This is a genomic window from Streptomyces sp. NPDC040545 (assembly GCF_055595065.1).
In genome coordinates, this window is the sequence record NZ_JBVIWA010000006.1 from 148,668 (window position 1) to 166,175 (window position 17,508).

At 73.6% G+C, this 17,508-nt stretch carries 23 protein-coding genes; 10 read left to right on the forward strand and 13 right to left on the reverse strand.

Annotation, left to right across the window (positions count from 1 at the left end; translation table 11 throughout):
- Position 1 precedes the first annotated feature (1 nt).
- Positions 2–1,000: an NAD-dependent epimerase/dehydratase family protein gene (locus tag ACZ573_RS14830; RefSeq protein ID WP_471303637.1), complete on the reverse strand. Its 999-nt coding sequence runs from the start codon at positions 998–1,000 to the stop codon at positions 2–4.
- Between the two features lie 71 nt (positions 1,001–1,071).
- Here ACZ573_RS14830 and ACZ573_RS14835 point away from each other — a divergent pair, with 71 nt between their 5' ends.
- From ACZ573_RS14835 to ACZ573_RS14850, 4 genes are all read left to right on the forward strand, one after another.
- Complete coding sequence (locus tag ACZ573_RS14835) at positions 1,072–1,995, forward strand: LysR family transcriptional regulator (RefSeq protein WP_471303639.1); 924 nt, start codon at positions 1,072–1,074, stop codon at positions 1,993–1,995.
- Complete coding sequence (locus tag ACZ573_RS14840; RefSeq protein ID WP_471303641.1) at positions 1,992–3,335, forward strand: hypothetical protein; 1,344 nt, start codon at positions 1,992–1,994, stop codon at positions 3,333–3,335. The genes ACZ573_RS14835 and ACZ573_RS14840 overlap by 4 nt, the downstream gene beginning before the upstream one ends.
- Before the next feature lie 70 nt (positions 3,336–3,405).
- Positions 3,406–3,645 (forward strand): hypothetical protein, encoded by a 240-nt coding sequence (locus ACZ573_RS14845; protein WP_471303645.1) that lies wholly within the window; start codon positions 3,406–3,408, stop codon positions 3,643–3,645.
- 108 nt (positions 3,646–3,753) lie between these two features.
- Positions 3,754–5,232, forward strand: coding sequence for a condensation domain-containing protein (locus tag ACZ573_RS14850; RefSeq protein ID WP_471303647.1), 1,479 nt, complete (start codon positions 3,754–3,756; stop codon positions 5,230–5,232).
- A 283-nt stretch (positions 5,233–5,515) separates the two neighbouring features.
- On the opposite strand, the gene ACZ573_RS14855 is transcribed toward ACZ573_RS14850, so the two are convergent.
- Together ACZ573_RS14855 and ACZ573_RS14860 are read right to left on the reverse strand one after the other, a co-directional pair.
- Positions 5,516–6,736, reverse strand: a complete 1,221-nt coding sequence (locus ACZ573_RS14855) for an RNA polymerase sigma factor (RefSeq protein WP_471304096.1) — start codon at positions 6,734–6,736, stop codon at positions 5,516–5,518.
- A 68-nt stretch (positions 6,737–6,804) separates the two neighbouring features.
- The gene (locus ACZ573_RS14860) at positions 6,805–7,161 is read right to left on the reverse strand and encodes a YciI family protein (protein WP_202203036.1); all 357 of its coding nucleotides are present in this window, start codon (positions 7,159–7,161) and stop codon (positions 6,805–6,807) included.
- A 203-nt stretch (positions 7,162–7,364) separates the two neighbouring features.
- Here ACZ573_RS14860 and ACZ573_RS14865 point away from each other — a divergent pair, with 203 nt between their 5' ends.
- Positions 7,365–7,730 (forward strand): DoxX family protein, encoded by a 366-nt coding sequence (locus ACZ573_RS14865; RefSeq protein WP_471303649.1) that lies wholly within the window; start codon positions 7,365–7,367, stop codon positions 7,728–7,730.
- Positions 7,731–7,753: 23 nt separating this feature from the next.
- Here the strand turns inward: ACZ573_RS14865 and ACZ573_RS14870 are convergent, their stop codons facing one another.
- Positions 7,754–8,023, reverse strand: coding sequence for a hypothetical protein (locus ACZ573_RS14870; RefSeq protein WP_471303652.1), 270 nt, complete (start codon positions 8,021–8,023; stop codon positions 7,754–7,756).
- A gap of 121 nt (positions 8,024–8,144) precedes the next feature.
- Here ACZ573_RS14870 and ACZ573_RS14875 point away from each other — a divergent pair, with 121 nt between their 5' ends.
- Positions 8,145–8,483: a thioredoxin family protein gene (locus tag ACZ573_RS14875; RefSeq protein ID WP_471303654.1), complete on the forward strand. Its 339-nt coding sequence runs from the start codon at positions 8,145–8,147 to the stop codon at positions 8,481–8,483.
- A gap of 13 nt (positions 8,484–8,496) precedes the next feature.
- Here ACZ573_RS14875 and ACZ573_RS14880 read toward each other — a convergent pair whose 3' ends face one another.
- Entirely contained in the window at positions 8,497–8,658 is a 162-nt protein-coding gene (locus ACZ573_RS14880; RefSeq protein ID WP_471303657.1) for a hypothetical protein, read from the reverse strand.
- A gap of 330 nt (positions 8,659–8,988) precedes the next feature.
- Here ACZ573_RS14880 and ACZ573_RS14885 point away from each other — a divergent pair, with 330 nt between their 5' ends.
- Positions 8,989–9,342, forward strand: coding sequence for a DUF1304 domain-containing protein (locus ACZ573_RS14885; protein ID WP_189742572.1), 354 nt, complete (start codon positions 8,989–8,991; stop codon positions 9,340–9,342).
- Between the two features lie 98 nt (positions 9,343–9,440).
- Positions 9,441–9,998 carry a TetR-like C-terminal domain-containing protein gene (locus ACZ573_RS14890; RefSeq protein ID WP_471304099.1) on the forward strand — a complete coding sequence of 186 codons (558 nt, stop codon included), beginning with the start codon at positions 9,441–9,443 and terminating at the stop codon, positions 9,996–9,998.
- Between the two features lie 80 nt (positions 9,999–10,078).
- Here the strand turns inward: ACZ573_RS14890 and ACZ573_RS14895 are convergent, their stop codons facing one another.
- Together ACZ573_RS14895 and ACZ573_RS14900 are read right to left on the reverse strand one after the other, a co-directional pair.
- Positions 10,079–10,285, reverse strand: a complete 207-nt coding sequence (locus ACZ573_RS14895; protein WP_382548829.1) for a cold-shock protein — start codon at positions 10,283–10,285, stop codon at positions 10,079–10,081.
- Positions 10,286–10,502: 217 nt separating this feature from the next.
- Positions 10,503–10,871, reverse strand: a complete 369-nt coding sequence (locus tag ACZ573_RS14900) for an HGxxPAAW family protein (RefSeq protein ID WP_471303661.1) — start codon at positions 10,869–10,871, stop codon at positions 10,503–10,505.
- Positions 10,872–10,977: 106 nt separating this feature from the next.
- On the opposite strand from ACZ573_RS14900, the gene ACZ573_RS14905 reads away from it, so the two are divergent.
- On the forward strand, positions 10,978–11,472 hold the full coding sequence (locus tag ACZ573_RS14905; protein ID WP_471303664.1) for a MarR family transcriptional regulator: 495 nt from the start codon (positions 10,978–10,980) through the stop codon (positions 11,470–11,472).
- A gap of 72 nt (positions 11,473–11,544) precedes the next feature.
- The gene (locus ACZ573_RS14910; protein WP_471303665.1) at positions 11,545–13,023 is read left to right on the forward strand and encodes a DEAD/DEAH box helicase; all 1,479 of its coding nucleotides are present in this window, start codon (positions 11,545–11,547) and stop codon (positions 13,021–13,023) included.
- Positions 13,024–13,091: 68 nt separating this feature from the next.
- Here the strand turns inward: ACZ573_RS14910 and ACZ573_RS14915 are convergent, their stop codons facing one another.
- The 6 genes from ACZ573_RS14915 to ACZ573_RS14940 form a co-directional block, all read right to left on the reverse strand.
- Positions 13,092–14,033: a class I SAM-dependent methyltransferase gene (locus ACZ573_RS14915; protein ID WP_471303668.1), complete on the reverse strand. Its 942-nt coding sequence runs from the start codon at positions 14,031–14,033 to the stop codon at positions 13,092–13,094.
- 6 nt (positions 14,034–14,039) lie between these two features.
- The gene (locus tag ACZ573_RS14920; protein WP_471303670.1) at positions 14,040–14,645 is read right to left on the reverse strand and encodes a hypothetical protein; all 606 of its coding nucleotides are present in this window, start codon (positions 14,643–14,645) and stop codon (positions 14,040–14,042) included.
- Between the two features lie 190 nt (positions 14,646–14,835).
- Positions 14,836–15,369, reverse strand: a complete 534-nt coding sequence (locus ACZ573_RS14925; protein WP_471303672.1) for a hypothetical protein — start codon at positions 15,367–15,369, stop codon at positions 14,836–14,838.
- 60 nt (positions 15,370–15,429) lie between these two features.
- Positions 15,430–16,077 carry a GNAT family N-acetyltransferase gene (locus ACZ573_RS14930; RefSeq protein WP_471303675.1) on the reverse strand — a complete coding sequence of 216 codons (648 nt, stop codon included), beginning with the start codon at positions 16,075–16,077 and terminating at the stop codon, positions 15,430–15,432.
- 5 nt (positions 16,078–16,082) lie between these two features.
- Positions 16,083–16,817, reverse strand: coding sequence for an SDR family oxidoreductase (locus ACZ573_RS14935; RefSeq protein ID WP_471303677.1), 735 nt, complete (start codon positions 16,815–16,817; stop codon positions 16,083–16,085).
- A gap of 148 nt (positions 16,818–16,965) precedes the next feature.
- The gene (locus ACZ573_RS14940; protein WP_471303681.1) at positions 16,966–17,469 is read right to left on the reverse strand and encodes an SRPBCC family protein; all 504 of its coding nucleotides are present in this window, start codon (positions 17,467–17,469) and stop codon (positions 16,966–16,968) included.
- Positions 17,470–17,508: the final 39 nt, after the last annotated feature.

Consider the following 17,508-nt stretch of genomic DNA (forward strand, 5'->3'; position numbering starts at 1 on the left):
GTCAGCCGACGGCGCGCGGGGTCTCGGCGATCGCCCCGGGCAGCCAGTCGGCGACGTGGCCGAAGCGGAAGCCCAGGGCCGAGGCCCGGCCGTTGTCCATGGCGTAGGCGCGGTCGAAGGAGAAGGGTGAAGCGGCGGCGCCCGCCCCGACCACCCGGTACCGAGGCCGTCGCCCGACCCGCTCCGCGACCGCCTCGCAGAGCGCGATCACGTCCGGCGCGCCGTGCGAGGCCGCGTTGACGGGCCCCGTGAAGGTCTGCTCCGCCGTCCAGTGCAGGAATTCGGCCATCTCGTGGTGATGGATGAACGAGGTGGTGTACGGGGTTCTGTGGACGTCGACGGGGGTTCCGGCGCCGATCCGCCCGACGTAATGCGCGAGCCGCCCGGTGAACTCCGCCGGGCCGCCGCCGAGGACGTGCGCGGCGCGCACGCTGACGTACGGGAAGGCCGGGTCCCGCAGGAAGACGGCCTCGGCCTGCCGCTTCCCCTCGGCATAGGCGTACGCGGGCCAGGGCCCGGGCGCGCGGCCCGCCGCCCCCGCGAGCGGCAGCCGCGCGGGGTCGAGCGAAGCCTCGGTGACGGGGACCGAGGCAGGGGCGGGGGCGGGGACGGAGGCAGGGGCGGGGACGGGGACGGAGGCAGGGCCGGGTGCGGAGGCGGGGGCGGCAGCGGGACCGGCGGGGAGCGTGGCCGGGTCGTAGACCTCCATCGTCGAGGTCATGACGTAGCGCCCCGTCCGCCCGGCGAACACCCGCCGGGCGACGGCGGCCTGGAGCGGCGTGTAGCAGACCTGGTCCACGACCACGTCGAAGTCGCGCGAGCCCAGTGCCACCCGCAGTGCTTCCTCGTCGTCGCGGTCGGCGACCAGGCGCTCCACGCCGCGAGGTGGTGCGCCGGAGCCCCGGTTGAGCACGGTCACCTCGTCTCCCGCCTCGCGCGCCCGGGTGACCAGGGCCTTTCCGAAGTACCGGCTGCCGCCTATGACAAGAATGCGCTTCATGCGTCCGACTGTGCCGCTGTATCGTCCCCAGCGGTACCGACCAGCTGCTGAACACGTCGTAAGGAAAACTGATGATCGATGTGCAGCGGCTGCGCGTCCTTCGGGCGGTGGCCGAGCACGGCAGCTTCAACCGGGCCGCCGGTGCCCTGCTGTTGACCCCGTCGGCCGTCTCGCAGCACATCGCTGCGCTGGAGCGCGCGGTCGGCCACCCGGTGGCGGTGCGCAGCACGCGCGGGGTCACCCTCACCGAGCCCGGCCGGCTTCTGGTGGAGGCCGCCGAGTCGATCTCCGCCGAGCTGGACCAGGTCCGCCACGCGATCGACCGGCTCACGGCGGAGCGGCCGCGCCTCACCGTCGCCACCTTCACCAGCGGGGGCCGACACCTGCTGCCCGCGGCGCTGCCCCGGTTCGTGGACGCCCATCCGGAGGTGGAGCTGACGGTGCTGGAGAGCGAACCGGAGGGCGCGGCGGCGATGGTGCGCGCCGGCGCGGCCGATCTCGCGCTGGCCTACCACTTCGACGGACCGCCGCCCGTACGTCCGGGTGAGCGCCCGGGGCTCGACTGGGTTCCGCTGATGGAGGATCCGCTGTGGCTGGTGCTGCCGCCCGGCCACCGCCTCGCGGACCGTCCCTCGGTGGGCCTGGCCGAACTGGGCGCCGACCGCTGGGTGCTGGGCTGCCTCAGGACGGAGGCCTTCCTGCGCCGGTACGCGGAGCTCGCCGGCTTCGACCTCAGGGTGGCGGCCTCCACCACCGACTACTTCTTCGCGCAGACCCTGGTCGCGGCCGGGGTCGGCGTCTCCCTGGTCCCGCAGGTCTCGCTCACCACCACAGGGGAGTCGACCGCGGTCCTCGTCGAACCCCCGCGTCCCGCCCGGCACATCGGGCTGGTCCTCCCCCGGCGGCGACGCCCGCACCCCCATACCCAGGCGCTGGCCGCCGCCCTGACCGCTGCCGCCGCCTCGACCCGCACACCGACCGGGGAGCGCCCTTGAACCACCTCCTGTGCGGACTGGCCGCCAATCCGGCGCTGCCGCCCGAGCTCGTCGACCGGCTGCTGACGCTCGCTCTGAAGGAAGCGGGGACCGAGCCCGAGCCCGAGCGGGACTACGCCGACGAACTGCTCCGCGATCTGGCCGGCCGCACCGATCTGCGCCGTGACCAGGTGCGGGCGCTCGCCGCGTACGAGGAGGGCATCGCCGTGTCCCTCGCCTACCGCGGGACGCTCACCGCCGCCGACGTGGATCCCGTGTCCTGGCCGTACGCGGCTGTCGCCCTGATCGACGAGGGCCGCGGGCACCCCGAGTGGCCCCGCCTCCTCGCCGCGCACCCGGACTCCGAGATCCGCTGGAAGCTGGCCTCCTGCCCCGGCCTGCCGCCCGACGTGGTGGACCTGCTCGCCGCCGACCCGGATGTGGAGGTCGTCAAGGAGGTGGCCCTCTGGACGGACTCACCCGCGACCGCCCGCCTCGCCCTCCACCCGGATCCCCAGGTCCGCCTCGCGGTATCGGCCAACCCGTCCACGCCGCTCGAAGCCGTGCTCGCCCTGGCCGAGGACCCCGAACTCGCCCTGAAATGGGAGCTCTCCGAGCGCGCCGACCTGCCGCAGACGCTCTACGCCCGGCTCGCCGACGACCCGCATCCCGGGATCCGGGCCACGTACGCGCGCAACCCCGGGATCGGCCAGGAGCTGATCCGCGTCCTGGCCGCCGATCCCGAGATCCAGGTACGGCGCGCCGTCGCGGAGCATCCGCACGTGCCGCTCGAGCTGCTGACCGACCTGGTGGTGGGCGACCGGGCGGCCTGGAACCCGCTGCCGCGGATCGCCGCCGCCACGCCCGCCGAACTCACCGGGCTGGCCGGGTCCCGCCACGCGGCCGTACGGATGCTCGTGGCGCAGCGGCGTGACCTGTCCCCGCATCTGCGCGACGCGCTGGCGGTCGATCCGGCTGCGGCCGTGGCCAGGGCCGTCGCACCGCACCCGGGCCTGTCCGAGGAGCTGCTGCGCTCCATGGTCGCGCGGCACGGGGTGCAGGTCCTCGCCGCGGTGGCCGCCAACCCGGACACGTCCGGTTCCCTGCTGGAGCACCTGACGCGGCATCGGCCGGGGGTGCGCAGGGTGCTCAAGGAGGTCGCCAAGCACCCCCACGCGACCGGCCCGGCCTTGCTCGCCTGCCTGGCGGACCGTACGTCCCGGCCGCTGGCCGCCGCCCACCCGGCGCTGCCGCCCGAGGCCATCACCGGGCTGCTCGCCGACGAGGACCGCCGGGTGGCGGAGGAGGCGGCGGGAAACCCCTCGCTGCCGCGCGCCGTGATGCTGGAACTGATGCCCTGACGGGCCGCCGGCCGGGGCCGACGTAGGGGCGTACGCGGCGGCGGCCGAGGCGGTCGACCCCGGCCTGCGCGTGTCGGTGCTGGACGGCCGGAACGCCGGCACCGTCACCGTCGTCGCCTTCGGCCTGCTGCTGGCGGGGGTCGCGATCGCCGTCCTCGGCGCGCTGGTCCCGGCCCGGTCGGCGGCCCGGATGACGATCGCGTCGGCCCTGCACACCGAATGGTCCGGACAGGTCCTCGAAGGAGTTCGACGGCCGGACCCTCTCCGACGCCGCGGTCACGGCACGGCCGTGCGCCTGAACTCCCTGTGAACTCCCGCTGACGCCCCGCCCCCGGCCCGTCCCGAGTGAATTCGTCACTTCCCCGGGCCGGGGGTCGTTAGGGCCTGGGGGTTGACTCGGGGGCGAAGGGATGACGGAATGCGGCAGTTTCCTCTGGAGATGCACCACATGGCACCCGGCCGGGTGGTCGAGTGGCGGCTCAGGTCCACGGCGGCGGAGGCCGCCGACTCGGGTGACCCGGTGGGCCGGAAGGCGTCCTTCAACCAGGACAAGCACTTCACCGTCGCCGAGGAGAGCAGGGCCGCCGACGACCCGGTCGCGTCCTGGGTCGCGGTGACGTTCGAAGTGACCGGGCCGCTGGACGAGCAGGTGCTGGCGCAGTCCCTGCTCTCCTTCGTGCAGCGGCACGAGGTCCTGCGGTGTGCGTTCCGCCGGCTGGCGGGCGAGGTGGCCTGTGAGCCGTTCGACCCTGCCGGACTGTCCCTCGAGCCCCGGCAGGTGGGCGCCTTCGAGACCTCCGACCTGCTGCGCGACTTCCTCGTCGAGAGGTTCAAGCGGAGCATCGACACCCTCTCCTGGCCGCTGTTCATCATGGGTGCGGTGGAGCGCGAGGACTCCGCGACGGTCTACCTCGCCTTCGACCACATCGTCTGCGACGGCATGTCGATGCCGATCGTGGCCCGCGAGGTGTCGACCGGGTACGAGGCCCTGCGCCGCGGCGCGCGCGTCGAACTGCCGCCCGCCCCCAGCTACCTCGACTTCGCCGAGGAGCAGCGCCGCCGCTATCTGTCCATCGACGCCCGCGACGAACGCCTGGACTACTGGAAGGCGTTCATGGGGCAGGCCGGCGAGTTCTTCCCCCGCTTTCCCCTCGACCTCGGTGTCGAGCCGGGCCGGATGTACCCGATCGTCAACGAGGCCTCCACCCTCCTGGACGCCGCCGAGGCCGAGGTGTTCGAGAAGACGTGCCTGGTGGCCGACGGCAAGCCGTTCATGGGGGTGCTCGCCTCGGTCGCGGTCTGTCTGCGCGAGGCGGGCGGCCCGGGCGTCTACCGCGGCCTGATGCCGGTCAGTGAGCGCGGCCGGGAAACCTGGGCGCATTCGGTGGGCTGGTTCGTCAACACCCTCCCCATCGAGTTCGACGCCTCGCCCGGCCGGGACTTCGCCCAGGTCATGGCCTCCGTCCGGGCCGGCTTCGGCGAGATGATGAGCCATCTCGACGTACCGTTCGTACGGGCGTGGGAGTTGCTGGCGCCCGAGGAGTTCGCCGCCCGCTCCTGGCCGTACCCGGTGAACTTCTTCTCGTACATCGACATGCGCAAGTGCCCCGGGGCCGAACGCCACGCCGAGTGGCGGCCCACCACCCATGTGTGGTCGGCGCGCGCCAACGGGGCCTGTTCATGGTTCCAGCGGGACGCGGAGGGGCTGCACATGAACTCCCTCTACGTCGACACCCCGGCGGCCCGCCGGACCATGGGCGACTTCCAGGAGGCGCTGCGCCTGACCGTCCAGGAGATCGCCCGGTCCGGCGGATTCCGCTGGCCCATCGCGCTGACCGCGCCGCGGCGGCCCGTGCGGACCCCGCTGGACGTGGCCGCGTTCGCCCGCCGCGGCTGAGCCGCGACCCGGGGAGAACAGCGAGGGGGACGAAGGCGAGGTTGACCGCGGCGACGGCGTGGGCCGCGTACCCGGTCCGGCGCGGCAGGACCCCGGCGCGCAGGATCGCGTACCCGGCGCCGGCGAGGCGGGCCGCCGTCAGAAGCCGGGCGGCCGAGCCCGTGCAGCAGCATGTCGGCGTGGGCGAGCGGGCCGTCCACGGTCGGGGCGAGACCGCCGGGGTGCTCCAGGACGATGCCCGCCTCCACGGACGCGGCGACCAGGGTGATGGTCACGTACGGGGTCAGAGGCGGGCCGCGCGGCCCAGCAGCAGGGTGCGTTCCTGTGCGTTGCGCGTGAGGGAGGCCGCCCGCTCGAACTCCGCGCGGGCCTCCTCGGTCCGGCCCAGCCGCTCCAGCAGGTCCCCCCGTACGCTCGGCAGCAAGTGGTAGGCGCGCAGGGCCGGTTCCCGGGCCAGGGCGTCGACCAGCGGCAGGGCCGCCTCCGGCCCCTCGGCCATCGAGACGGCCACCGCCCGGTTGAGCTCGACCACCGGGGACGGGATCAGCTGGACGAGCCGCCCGTACAGCGCGGCGATCCTCGGCCAGTCGGTGTCCTCGTAGCGGACCGCCGCCGCGTGGCAGCCGGCGATCGCGGCCTGGACGGAGTACGGGCCGTTGCCCGCCCGGCCCAGCGCCCGGGCGCCGCGGTGGATGAGCATGCGGTTCCACCGGGACCGGTTCTGGTCGGCGAGCAGCACCGGTTCCCCGTCGGGGCCGGTGCGGGTGGCGATCCGGGAGGCCTGGAACTCCAGCAGCGCGGCCAGGCCGTGCGCCTCGGGTTCCTCGGGCATCAGGGCGGCCAGTACGCGGGCCAGGCGCAGGGCGTCCTCGCACAGGGCGGGGCGGACCAGGTCGCCGCCGGCGGTGGCCGCGTACCCCTCGTTGAAGACGAGGTAGATGACCTCCAGGACCGAGGAGAGCCGCGCCTCGCGGTCGGCGCCGTACGGGACCTCGAAGGGCACCCCCGCCTTGGCCAGGGCCCGCTTCGCCCGGACGATGCGCTGGGCGACGGTGGCCTCGGAGGTGAGGAACGCGCGGGCGATCTCCTGGGTGGTCAGCCCTCCCATCAGGCGCAGGGTGAGCGCGATCCGGGCCTCGGTGGCGAGGACCGGGTGGCAGGAGGTGAAGATCAGGCGCAGCAGGTCGTCGTCGATGTCCTCCGGGTCGGCCGGCTCGGCGGGCGGCGGCACGTCCTCCAGGGTCCGGCCGACCTCCGCGAGCTTGCGCGCGTACGTCTCCTTGCGGCGGACGAGGTCGATCGCACGGTGCTTGGCGGTGGTCATGAGCCAGGCTCCGGGACGGTCCGGGACCCCCGTCCGCGGCCACTGCTCCAGCGCCGCGACGAGGGCGTCCTGGGCGATCTCCTCGGCGATGCCGACGTCCCGCACGACGCGGGCGACACAGGCGATGATCCGCGCGGACTCGATCCGGAACACCGCTTCGACCGCCTGGGGCGCACTCACTGCCGTCACGGCCACCCATCAGAGCAGCCGTGACGGGGCAGGGCAAACCCGGCGCGGGCGAGCCGGGATCACATCTCCTGGATCTCCCGGACCTCGGCGCTCACCTTCCACTCCACCGGGTGGATCTCGAGGAACCGCCGGGTCCACTCGATGGCCTCGGCCTTGTCCTTGCACTGGGTGAGGGAGTAGCCGCCGACGACCTCCTTGGTCTCGGTGAAGGGGCCGTCGGTGTAGCTGATCTTCCCGCCGGACCAGCTGAGGCGGGTCCCTTCGGAGGTGGGGAGCAGCCCGGCGGTGTCGAGCATGACCCCGGCCTTGGTGATCTCCTCCAGCAGCGCGCCCATGCGCTGCTCGAACTCGGGCGGGAACTCGTCGCTGGGCAGGTCCTGCTCGTCGATGCGGATCATCGTCAGGAAGCGCGGCATGGTGACTCCTCGGTCAGGTGGGCGGGGGCTCTCCCCGCCTCTCACCCCTGCGTCGAACGGGAGACGCCCGGATCGACAGCCCCCGGGAAATTCTTCGAAGTTTTTCCCGGGGCGGCCACCGCGGCCCCCCATCCGGGCGCCCCACATCCGGCTACTCGCCAGTAGGATCGCGGGTCCGGACACACCTTCGAGAGGATCCCCCGATGGCACGCGTCTCCTCCCCCCACCTGCTGGCCGGCCTCCTGGCCACGATGGCGGTCGCCCACGCGGCCGTGCCCGGGAAGTTCGACGCGACCATCCCCCGTTCGCTGCCGGGCAGCCCGCGCGCCTGGACGTACGGAAGCGGAGTGGCCGAACTCGCCCTCGCCGCCGGGGTCGCCCACCCGCGCACCCGCCGGGTGGCCGCGCTGGCCACGGCGGCGTTCTTCGTCGGCGTCTTCCCGGCCAACGTGAAGATGGCCGCCGACGCGCGCCGCGCCTCCCCCGCCGTCCGGGCCGCGACGCTGGGCCGGCTGCCCCTGCAGGTGCCGCTGGTGCTCTGGGCCCGCAAGGTGAGCCGGAACGCCTGAGGCCACCGGGACGGACCCTGCCGTCAGCGGCTGTCTCCCGTCCAGTCCCAGTGGCCCGGGTCCCCCGCGCGGCGGCGGTAGTGGGCGCGGCCGCCCGCTCCGTAGCGCCCTATCTCCGTGGGGAGCCTGGCCTCCTCGGCGAGCTGGTGCGCGCTCCAGCCGGTGACGTCCAGGAGGAGCCCGTCGAGCGGCCCGCCGACCAGCTCGCCGTAGGTGTGTCCGGGTCGCGGTCCGGGGTCGGGGTCCTCGTGGTCGGCGCCGTAGACCCGGCGCCGAAGCATCCTGTCGTCCATACCGCCCAGCTTCACAGCCACCACTGACAACGGGCCCGGCGGCGGCCGCGGGCCGGTGCGGCGGCGATGATGGGGGCCGCCCTCCCGATCCGGGGAGGCGTACGAACGAGGAGCGACACGCATGGCACGTCGGGTGCACCAGCCGCTGGAGGACCAGGAGTTCGACTTCATCCTCTCGATGACGACCGGGCCCGTTCTCGCTTACTTCTGCGGCACCTGGCCCAAGGCCGTCGAGGCGTGCCGCGCGATGGACGCCGTCGTCGGGGAGCTGACCGAGGAGTACGGGACGCGGTTCACCGCCGTCCGCACCGACATGACCCGCTGCCCCGGACCGACCAGGCGTTACGGGGTGACGGGCGCGCCGACCGCCGTGCTCATCAAAGACGGCGAGGCGGTCGCGAGCCAGGCGGGGCCGATGACGCGCGAGGAGTTCCGGGCGTTCCTGGTCGCCCACCTCTGAGGGTTCCGGAGGTTCAGAGCAGGGCGACGGCCCGGCGTTCCAGGGCGAGGGAGCCGTCCACCAGGCCGGCGAGCTCGTCGAAGAGGGCGCGCCGCCCCGGCGCGTCCGTGTCCGGGCCGGCCGCGCGCACCAGTTCCGCGAGCCGGGACCAGTTGCCGGCGGCGGGCTTCTCCATCCCCGAGAAGCCGGAGTTGACGTCGAACCTGTTGCCCGGTCGCCCTCGTACCCGGCGAGGACCACGGCGTACGGATCGGCGCCGGCCGTCCCGTCCGGGACACCGCCGAGTGCGTGCCGGACGGGGGGCTCTTACGGTGCCGCCCGGTGCCGAAGTCCTCGTAGAGGAGTCCGGCGGGTTCGGGCCCCGGTGCCTGCTCGGTCGTCGGCGCCGGCGTAGCCGCGGGGTCCGGTCCCACAGCGGACTTCCTGTACAGTTGTCCAGGAACTCCCGCCGGTATGCCGGCCCGCACCACCGCCCGTACGTCGACCCTGAGAAGTGGAGGCGGCCATGCACACGGTCGCATCGATCCTGATCGGCCTCGTGGCCGCGCTGCACGTGTACTTCATGGTCCTGGAGATGTTCCTGTGGCAGCGGCCACCGGGCCGCGCGCTGTCCGGCTTCGACGCGGACACCGCCCGTCTCACCGCGCCGCTCGCCGCCAACCAGGGGCTCTACAACGGCTTCCTCGCCGCCGGGCTGGTCTGGTCGCTCGTGATCGACTCGCTCGCCACCCAGATCTTCTTCCTCGTCTGCGTGATCGTCGCCGGGATCTACGGGGCCGCGACCGCCAACCGCCGGATCCTCGTGGCCCAGGCCCTGCCCGGCGCCCTCGCCCTCGGCGCGGCGCTGCTGGCCGCGTGAGCCCCGAGGACCCGCGCACGGGCGGCCCTCGTACGGACGACCCCGGCACGGAGGACCCGCGGACGGAGGACCCGCGGACGGCCCGGACGAAGGGGCGGCTGCGCGAAAGCCTGCTGGCCGAGTGCGCCGACCGGCCGCTCGCCGAGGTCAGCGTCTCGGCGGTGGTCCGCCGGGCCGGCGTCGGCCGCGCCACCTTCTACCTGCACTACGAGGACCTCACCGCGCTCGCCGTGGACGCGTGCGCGGACGTGGTGCACGCGGCGGTCGACGCCCTGCACGCCTGGCAGACCGGCCCGTCGCCGATCCCCCCGGCCCGGCCGCCCGCCGCGCTGGCCGCCTTCCTGGCGGATGCGGCCGACCGGGCGCCGCTCTACCGGACCCTGCTCCTGCCGGGCGGCGGCGGCCCGCTCGGGAGGCGTCTGCACCGGGAGCTGCGCGCCCGGGCCCGGGCGGAGCGGGCGGCGGTGGGCGCCCCGCACCCCGAGCTGGTCGCGTCGGCGGTCGCGGCCGCGTTCACCGGCGTCCTCGCGGACTGGCTGCACGAAGACATCCGGGCGGATCCGGAGGCGCTGGCGGACCACCTGTGGCGGCTGCTCCTGGCCCTCCACCGGGCGATCGGGCCGGACGGCGGACCGAAGGCGGACCGGTCCCGGTAGCGGGGCCGCCCGGAAACGCATGAAGCCCCGCCGGGCGCACCGGCGGGGCTTCGCGTCACGGGCCCGGCCCGTGAAGTGGACTACCTGAGGGGAACCACCTTCTCAGCCTGCGGACCCTTGGGGCCCTGGGAGACGGAGTACTCGACGGGCGCGTTCTCCTCCAGCGACTTGAACCCGGTGGTCTCGATCGCGGAGAAGTGCACGAACACGTCGGGGCCGCCGTCGTCCTGCTGGATGAAGCCGAAGCCCTTCTCCGAGTTGAACCACTTCACGATGCCTGTTGCCATCTGGCTGATCCTTCACAACGTTCCACTGCGGGCCGCACACGCGGCCGTCTCGATCCTGCCCAACGGTCCACCGGAGCACACGCTGGACGCGGCCAACCGGGGCACGGCACACATTCGAACTTCCGGCCGCCTTGTCGTTGAAAAGAGGGAGCGGCCCCGTCCGAAGCCTTTCGAGAGGTGCTCGGACCGGGCCGCCGCGGCCGGACCCGGGCGCCGTTCACGCGCCGCTGTCCGCAGCGGGCAGCGATGCGGCGGATCGGGTCCGGGGGGCGGCGGCGAGGGCTCGCCGCGGCCCGCCGACGCGGCAGCCGAGACAGTCGGCATGCCCCGCGTGGGCGCGGGTGTCCCGGGTTCGCCAGTCCCAGTCGGCCTCCGGCCGGGGTCCGCTCGGCTTGCCCCACCCGGCGAGGTGCAGCAGCCAGGTGACGATCCCCGCCACGGCGACGACGCCGAGGCCGAGCCAGATCCCGGGGATCCAGGCCGCGCACACGGCACCGCCCGCGCCCGCGAAGCCCAGCAGGGCCAGGGTGGTTCCGGTCCAGCCGGCCACCGTGTGGCCGAGGTCTACGTGGCCGTGCGCGCTCATGGTTCTCCCTGGTCGGACCGACGGCAGTACGCTCGGAAGCGGGAAGCTTATTTCGCGAGGTAAGCATCTCACTCACTAAGTAACTTAGATCCTAAGGAGTATTTGGGTGCAGGGCAAGACCCGCCCCCCGGCCACGGCCGGCGAGGCGATTGCGCGCATGGACCAGTACGTCGCCCTGGGCATCGTCGGCCAGCAGGAGGTGGCGCAGCTGCTCGGGCTCAACGTCACCGATCTGACCTGCCTGGGCCACATCCTGGGCGCCGGGGACGCCCCGCTCGCCGCCGGTGACCTCGCCGCACTCCTGGACCTCACCACCGGAGCCGTCACCGGGGTGCTCAACCGCCTCGAACGCGCCGGATACGCGCGGCGCGTCCCCGACCCGGCCGACCGGCGCCGGGTCCGGGTGGTGGCCGACCCCACGGCCGCCGCGCGGGTCGTCGCCGTGTACCAGCCGATGTACGACCGGCTGGCCGCCCTCTTCGCCGACTACACCCCCGACGAGATCGCCGTGATCGCCGACTGGTTCGGCCGCGCGGCGGTCGAGATCCGTGCGCACTGCGCCCAGGTACGGTCCGGGGAACTGACCGCCGAGGGGGCTTAGCCCCCGCTGGTACCATGGGCGGTTGACCATCTACTTCTTCCCCCTCCTTCTCTCTGTTTCGAAAGGTCCTGCATGAGGAACCCGTCAGCTCATGGGCGCTTCGGTGTGAAGGGCGGTGCCAAGGCCGGTGCCCGGACCCCCGCCAAGGCCCCCCGGACCCTCGGCCCGCAGGGTGAGTTCACGATGCACGCGCCGAAGGAGCCGGCGCTGGCGCCGGTGGCGTCCTTCGCCGAGCTCGACCTGCCCCTTGAGCTGGTGGAGACCATGGCCTCGCTGGCCGTGACGGAGCCGTTCCCGATCCAGGCCGCGACCCTCCCGAACGCGCTGGCCGGCCGGGACGTCCTCGGCCGCGGCCGGACCGGCTCGGGCAAGACCCTCGCCTTCGGCCTGGCCCTGCTGGCCCGTACGGCGGGGCAGACGGCGGACCCGAAGCGCCCGCTGGCGCTGGTCCTCGTACCGACGCGTGAGCTGGCGCAGCAGGTGACCGAGGCCCTGGAGCCGTACGCCGCGGCCCTGAAGCTGCGCATGGCCACTGTGGTCGGCGGGCTGTCCATCGGCCGCCAGGTGAGCTCCCTGCGCACCGGCGCCGAGGTCGTGGTGGCCACCCCCGGGCGGCTCAGCGACCTGGTGGGACGGCGGGACGTACACCTGGAGCGCGTGAAGATCACCGTGCTCGACGAGGCCGACCAGATGTGCGACATGGGCTTCATGCCGCAGGTCACCGAGATCCTGGACCAGGTGCACCACGCGGGACAGCGGATGCTGTTCTCGGCGACCCTGGACCGCAATGTCGACCAGCTGGTCCGGAAGTACCTGAAGGACCCGGTCTCGCACTCCGTCGACCCGCAGGCGGGCGCGGTGTCCACGATGGACCACCACGTGCTGCACATCCACGCGGCCGACAAGGTCTCGGCGGCGACCGAGATCGCGGCCCGGGACAACCGGGTGCTGATGTTCCTCGACACCAAGCACGGGGTCGACCAGTTCGTGAAGCACCTGCGGGCCATGGGCGTGCGGGCGGAGGGCCTGCACAGCGGCAAGTCGCAGCCGCAGCGCACCCGGACCCTGGCCCAGTTCAAGAGCGGGGCCGTCACCGTCCTGGTCGCGACGAACGTCGCCGCGCGCGGCATCCACATCGACGACCTCGACCTCGTGGTCAACGTGGACCCGCCCGCCGACCACAAGGACTACCTGCACCGCGGTGGCCGCACCGCGCGGGCCGGCGAGTCCGGCCGCGTCGTCACCCTCGTCACCCCGAACCAGCGCCGGGACATGGTCCGCCTGCTCTCCGACGCCCGGATCCGGCCGACGATCACGCAGGTGCGCTCCGGGGAGGCGGCCCTGACCCGCATCACCGGCGCCAAGGCCCCCTCCGGGGTCCCGCTGGCGGGCTCCGCGCCCACCGACGCCAAGGGCAAGCCCTCGGGCTCGGACCTGGCCTTCCGCGGCATGGGTACCCGCCCGGGCCGGGGCAAGGAGTCCCGCAAGACGATCGAAGCCCGTCAGCAGGCCGAGGCCCGCCGGGCGGCCCGGGTGCGCCGGGGCGTCTGACACGCGTACGCCGCACACCGCACCCCCCGTACCGGATCCGGTACGGGGGGTGCGGTGTCACTGCGCCGTCAGCCCCTGCGGCGGCGGTTCCGGGCCACGATCGCGCGGGTGACCACGGGGGGCAGCAGGTCCTTGGCCAGCTTGCGCCAGCGGGCGCCGGGCCTGCGCGCGGCGGCGGGAGCGGGTACCGGCGCCGGCGCCGGTTCCGGCTGCGGCGCGGGGTGCAGCAGCTGCGGGGACGCGGGCGCGACCACGCCCTGGTCCGCGATGCGCACCAGGGGGCGGCCGTCGATCATCTCCACGCCGTGCCAGAGGTCGGTGCGCTCCTCCAGCCACGCGAGCAGCGCCGTCTGGTGAGGCTCCGGGTCGCCCCAGGTCGCGTAGAGCTTCGAGGGCGAGATGCATATGGGATGCAGTTCTCCCGTGCCCACCGCGGTCCAGACGGCGGCCGCGACACCGGGGGTGTGCTCGGATCGGTAGTCGTCGAAGGCCACCACGGCATCCGGGGTGGCGACGAGACGCGAGGACGCGATGTCCGTGGCGACGTGCTCGTAGAGGTGCGAAGCGTCGATGTGCACGAATCGGCAGCTCGCCGGCTTGACCTCGTCGGCGACGACCGAGGTGGGGGCCTGGATCAGCGTCGGCAGCGCCTCGTGGAAGGCCAGGTAGTTCGTCTCGAAGCCGCGCCGCGTGAGCGTGGGGTAGGACTCGCGGTTCTCGGCGCTGTTGAAGTCGTCCGTCGCGGGCGAGTCGAAGAGGTCGCAGACGGTGAATTCCTCACCGGGCCTGAGGTACCGGCCGAGAAAGATCGCGCTCTTCCCCATGAAGGCGCCGAGCTCCAGCAGGTCGCCCGGCTGCCCCTCGGCACTGTTCTGACGCGTCAGGAACCAGTCGAAGAGCACCTGGTCGTACGCCGAGAACCAGCCTTTGACCTCGTCGTACGTGGTGGGGACGAGCGGGGCCTGCTCACCGTCAGGGGTCGTGACGGAAGCTTGTGAAACGTGCGACACGGAGAGTCATCCTCCAGCGAAGTGGCATCGGTCTTCACGCTGATACCCGGCCGGGTAACGGCACCCTAAGCCCTGAATGGGCTTGTGACGAGTGGTGAGCGGGATCGGCCTGTGATTCCTGTCCTTCCTGTGCGGCGTACCCGTGGGGTGCGTTCGGGCCCCGGTCCGGTCGCGCGGCCGCTCGATCGCGGCGGTGGCGCCGGCGCTCGGGCCTTCGTGGTCCTCCTGCTCGAACATCCGGCGAAGTTCGGCCGGTTGGCGCGCATCGGCGGGCCGGGCCGGCCACCCGAGGGGCTTCCCGTCGGGCTGGCCCTCGTCGCCGTCGTCGCCTTCATCGTCGGCGGCCCGATAGTGGTACGCGTCGACGACGCCGCGCCACCGGCAGTCGTCGTCTGCGCTCCGGCGGATGTGCCGTCGCTGCCGCTCGTCCAGCGCGGCGAGAGCCGGATGACACTCCGCACGGACCCGGTCCCCCGGCGGGTCCTCGCACGCCGTGCGCGCGCGGACCGCCCGGCCCGCGGCCTCGGCGAACCCGAGCGCCGCCCCGTACACGGCGACGGCCACAGCCACGGCCACGGTGAACGCGGATACGGCGAGGCCGAGTTGGAGCACGCCCCAGGGCTACGTCCGCGAACGCCGGGGCGGACACGTAGTTTCCGGCACCCCGCTCGGGTCGGCCCCGATGCGCACGGCGGCCGGGTCGGACCGGTTCCTCGACCAGCCCGAAGGCTGCAGGGAACCGGGCCGTGTCCGGGCACGGGTCACGGACAGGCGGAGGAAGCGGCAGTGCTCCGCCGACGGTTCAGACCGCGGTGCCGCGGCGCAGGCGGTCGGCGGCCGCGTTGCGGACGCGGCGAGTGCGGGCGTCGGTGGCCAGCAGGGTCAGGGCCTCGTACGAGGTGAGCAGGCGGGCGGCGGTGCGCTGGCACCAGTCGGAGGCGGCGGTGAGCTCCTCGGCGGACCAGGGCTCGCCGCGGGTGACGGCCTTGAGCAGGCTCCACTCCCGCAGCCGGCGCTCGGGGAAGGGGCGGCCGGCGAGGGCGGCGGCCATGGCCCCGGCCCAGGCGGGGAACTCCTCGTCGGCGAGCAGCTGTACGGCCCGCCGGTCGAGGTGGGTGACCACCGCGCTCTCGGCCATCACCCGGTCGGGATCGCGCAGCACCTCGGCCACGACCTCCGCCTCGCTCTCCGCGCCCGGCCCCGGCGCCGCCGCCAGGGACTCCAGGTGGCGGGCGTAGCGCCAGTGCTCGGGGGGCTCGTCGGCGTCGGGGCCGTTCACCGGGTCCCGCGCCGGTATACCGCTGGCGGGTCGCTGCTGCTCGTTTCCTCTCGCCATGGCACCCATTCCACACGACCTCCCCGAGCGGCCGGTGGTCAGGGTGCCGTCAGGGCCTGTTCAGCGGTGCGGGGCCAGCATCAGGGCCTCTGCACCGACCGGTCGGTAGCCCGCGGCCTGGAAGGCCCGGATGCTGCGCGCGTTGCCGGTGGCCTGCTGGGACCAGACCGGCTGCCCGTCGGGGACGAGGTGGCGGGCGGCGCGGGCCAGTTCCCGGCCCAGTCCGCGGTGGCGCACGTCCTCGTCGACCTCGACCGCCGCCTCCCAGCGGCCCGCGACGCCGCGGCCGAGGACGAGGACTCCCCCGGCCGCCGACCAGACCCGTACCTCGTCACGGCGGCGCAGGGCCCTGCGGACGCGGGGGTGGTCGGGGTCGGTCCTCTCCACGAGCTCCAGTGCCGGTGCGCCGGGCAGTGGGCCGGCGACGGTGAGCAGGTCGATCGTGTCGGTGCCGCGTCCCGTGCGGTCGAGCAGGGCGGCCAGGAACCGGGGGTTCATGGTCGCGGCCAGCGCGTCGCAGTCGAGTGCGGCGAGGGTGGTGTGGACCCAGTCCGGGTCCTCATCGGTGAACACCACGGAGTGCGCGGTGAAGGCGATGACGCCCGCGTCACGCCGGTGTTCCTGCGGGACCACGGTCGTGCGGCCGTCAGGTGGCGGGAACCGTCCCTCGGCCGCCGCGTCCAGGATCTCCGTCAGTGTCCGTCCCATGACCGTCAGACCTGCTCGAAGTGGAAGGACTTGATGAAACAGTCGCGGGGCTGGCCGATCGCGAAGAAGATGCAGTCCACCAGCGACTGCGAGGTGAGCGGGTCCTTCGCCGTGCGCGGCGCGCCCTCCCAGGACTCCGACAGCGGGTCGTGGTTGTCGAAGTCGGGCGGGTAGAGGGAGATGACGCGGACGCCCTGGTCGCGCAGCCTGCGGGAGAGGATCTCGGTGAAACCGGCCTGGGCGCTCTTGGCGGCGTAGAAGGCCGCGTGGGCGTCGGACCGGTGGTGGCCGGTCTCCCCGCAGCTGGAGACCATGGTGACGATGTCGGGCTCGGCCGACTTCAGGAGCAGCGGGAGGAAGGCCTTGGTGGCCAGGACGGTGCCGGTGGCGCCGGAGGCGAGGGTGTCGGTCACGTCCTCGTCGGAGGCGGACAGCAGGTCCGTGCCGTGCTGGTAGCGGGCGCCGTTGTTGACGAGCACGTCTATGTGGTCGGAGCGGGCCGCGACCGCGGCGGCGAACTCCCCTACGGACGCGGGATCGGTGAGGTCGCAGGCGTAGGCGTGGACACGGTCCGCGTCGTGGCCCTGGGCGCGGATCTCCTCGCGGACGCGCTCGGCGGCTTCGAGGGTGCGGGCGGAGAGGTGGACCTCGGCGCCCCTGCTCGCGAAACGGAGGGCGAGGGTGCGCCCGAAGTCGCGTCCGGCGGCGGTGACGACGACGCGGTGGTGCTCCAGTGGCATGTCTGCGCTCCTGATTCGTGGTCTGTACACATGATCTCAGGTGCGGTGCGGGGCAGGCCGGTCGGGCCGGGGGAACGGCGGAGAGCCGGGCCGTTCGGGGCGGCCGGGGGCGCGGACACGGACGCGTACCGGCTCTCCGCGCGACGCCTCAGACGTCGCCCGCCTCCTGGTCCGCCTCCGGCAGCGGGGCCCCGGTCTCCAGCAGGGTCTTGAGGCTGGACGCGAGCATCGGCCAGGCCCGTGCGCACATGCCGATCAGCGTTCCGCCGGGTTCGAAGTCCTCGTGCAGGATGGTCAGCCGGGCGAGGGTGTCGCCGACGGGCTCGATCTCGTACGTCACCTTCGTACGGCGCTCCTTCGCCAGTTCGGCCCGCAGTTCCTCGCCGATCCCGACCGAGGCCGCCCACTGCGGGGTGAAGGTGTGCCAGGTGTAGGAGAGCAGGCGGTCGGGGACGCAGCCGAGGACCACCTGTTCGGGGTCACTGGTACGGGCCCCGCGCTCGACCCAGTCCATCGGCGAGCCCACCGCCCAGTCGGTCTCGAAGCTCAGGCCCCAGTACCGGCGGGTGAAGGCGGGCTCGGTGAGGGCCTGCCAGACCCTGGCGGGGTCGGCCTGGATGTACAGGGTGTAGGTGATCGCGCTGTCGCTCATGGCCCCATGCTGCGGGACCGAGGACCGAGGACGCCGGAT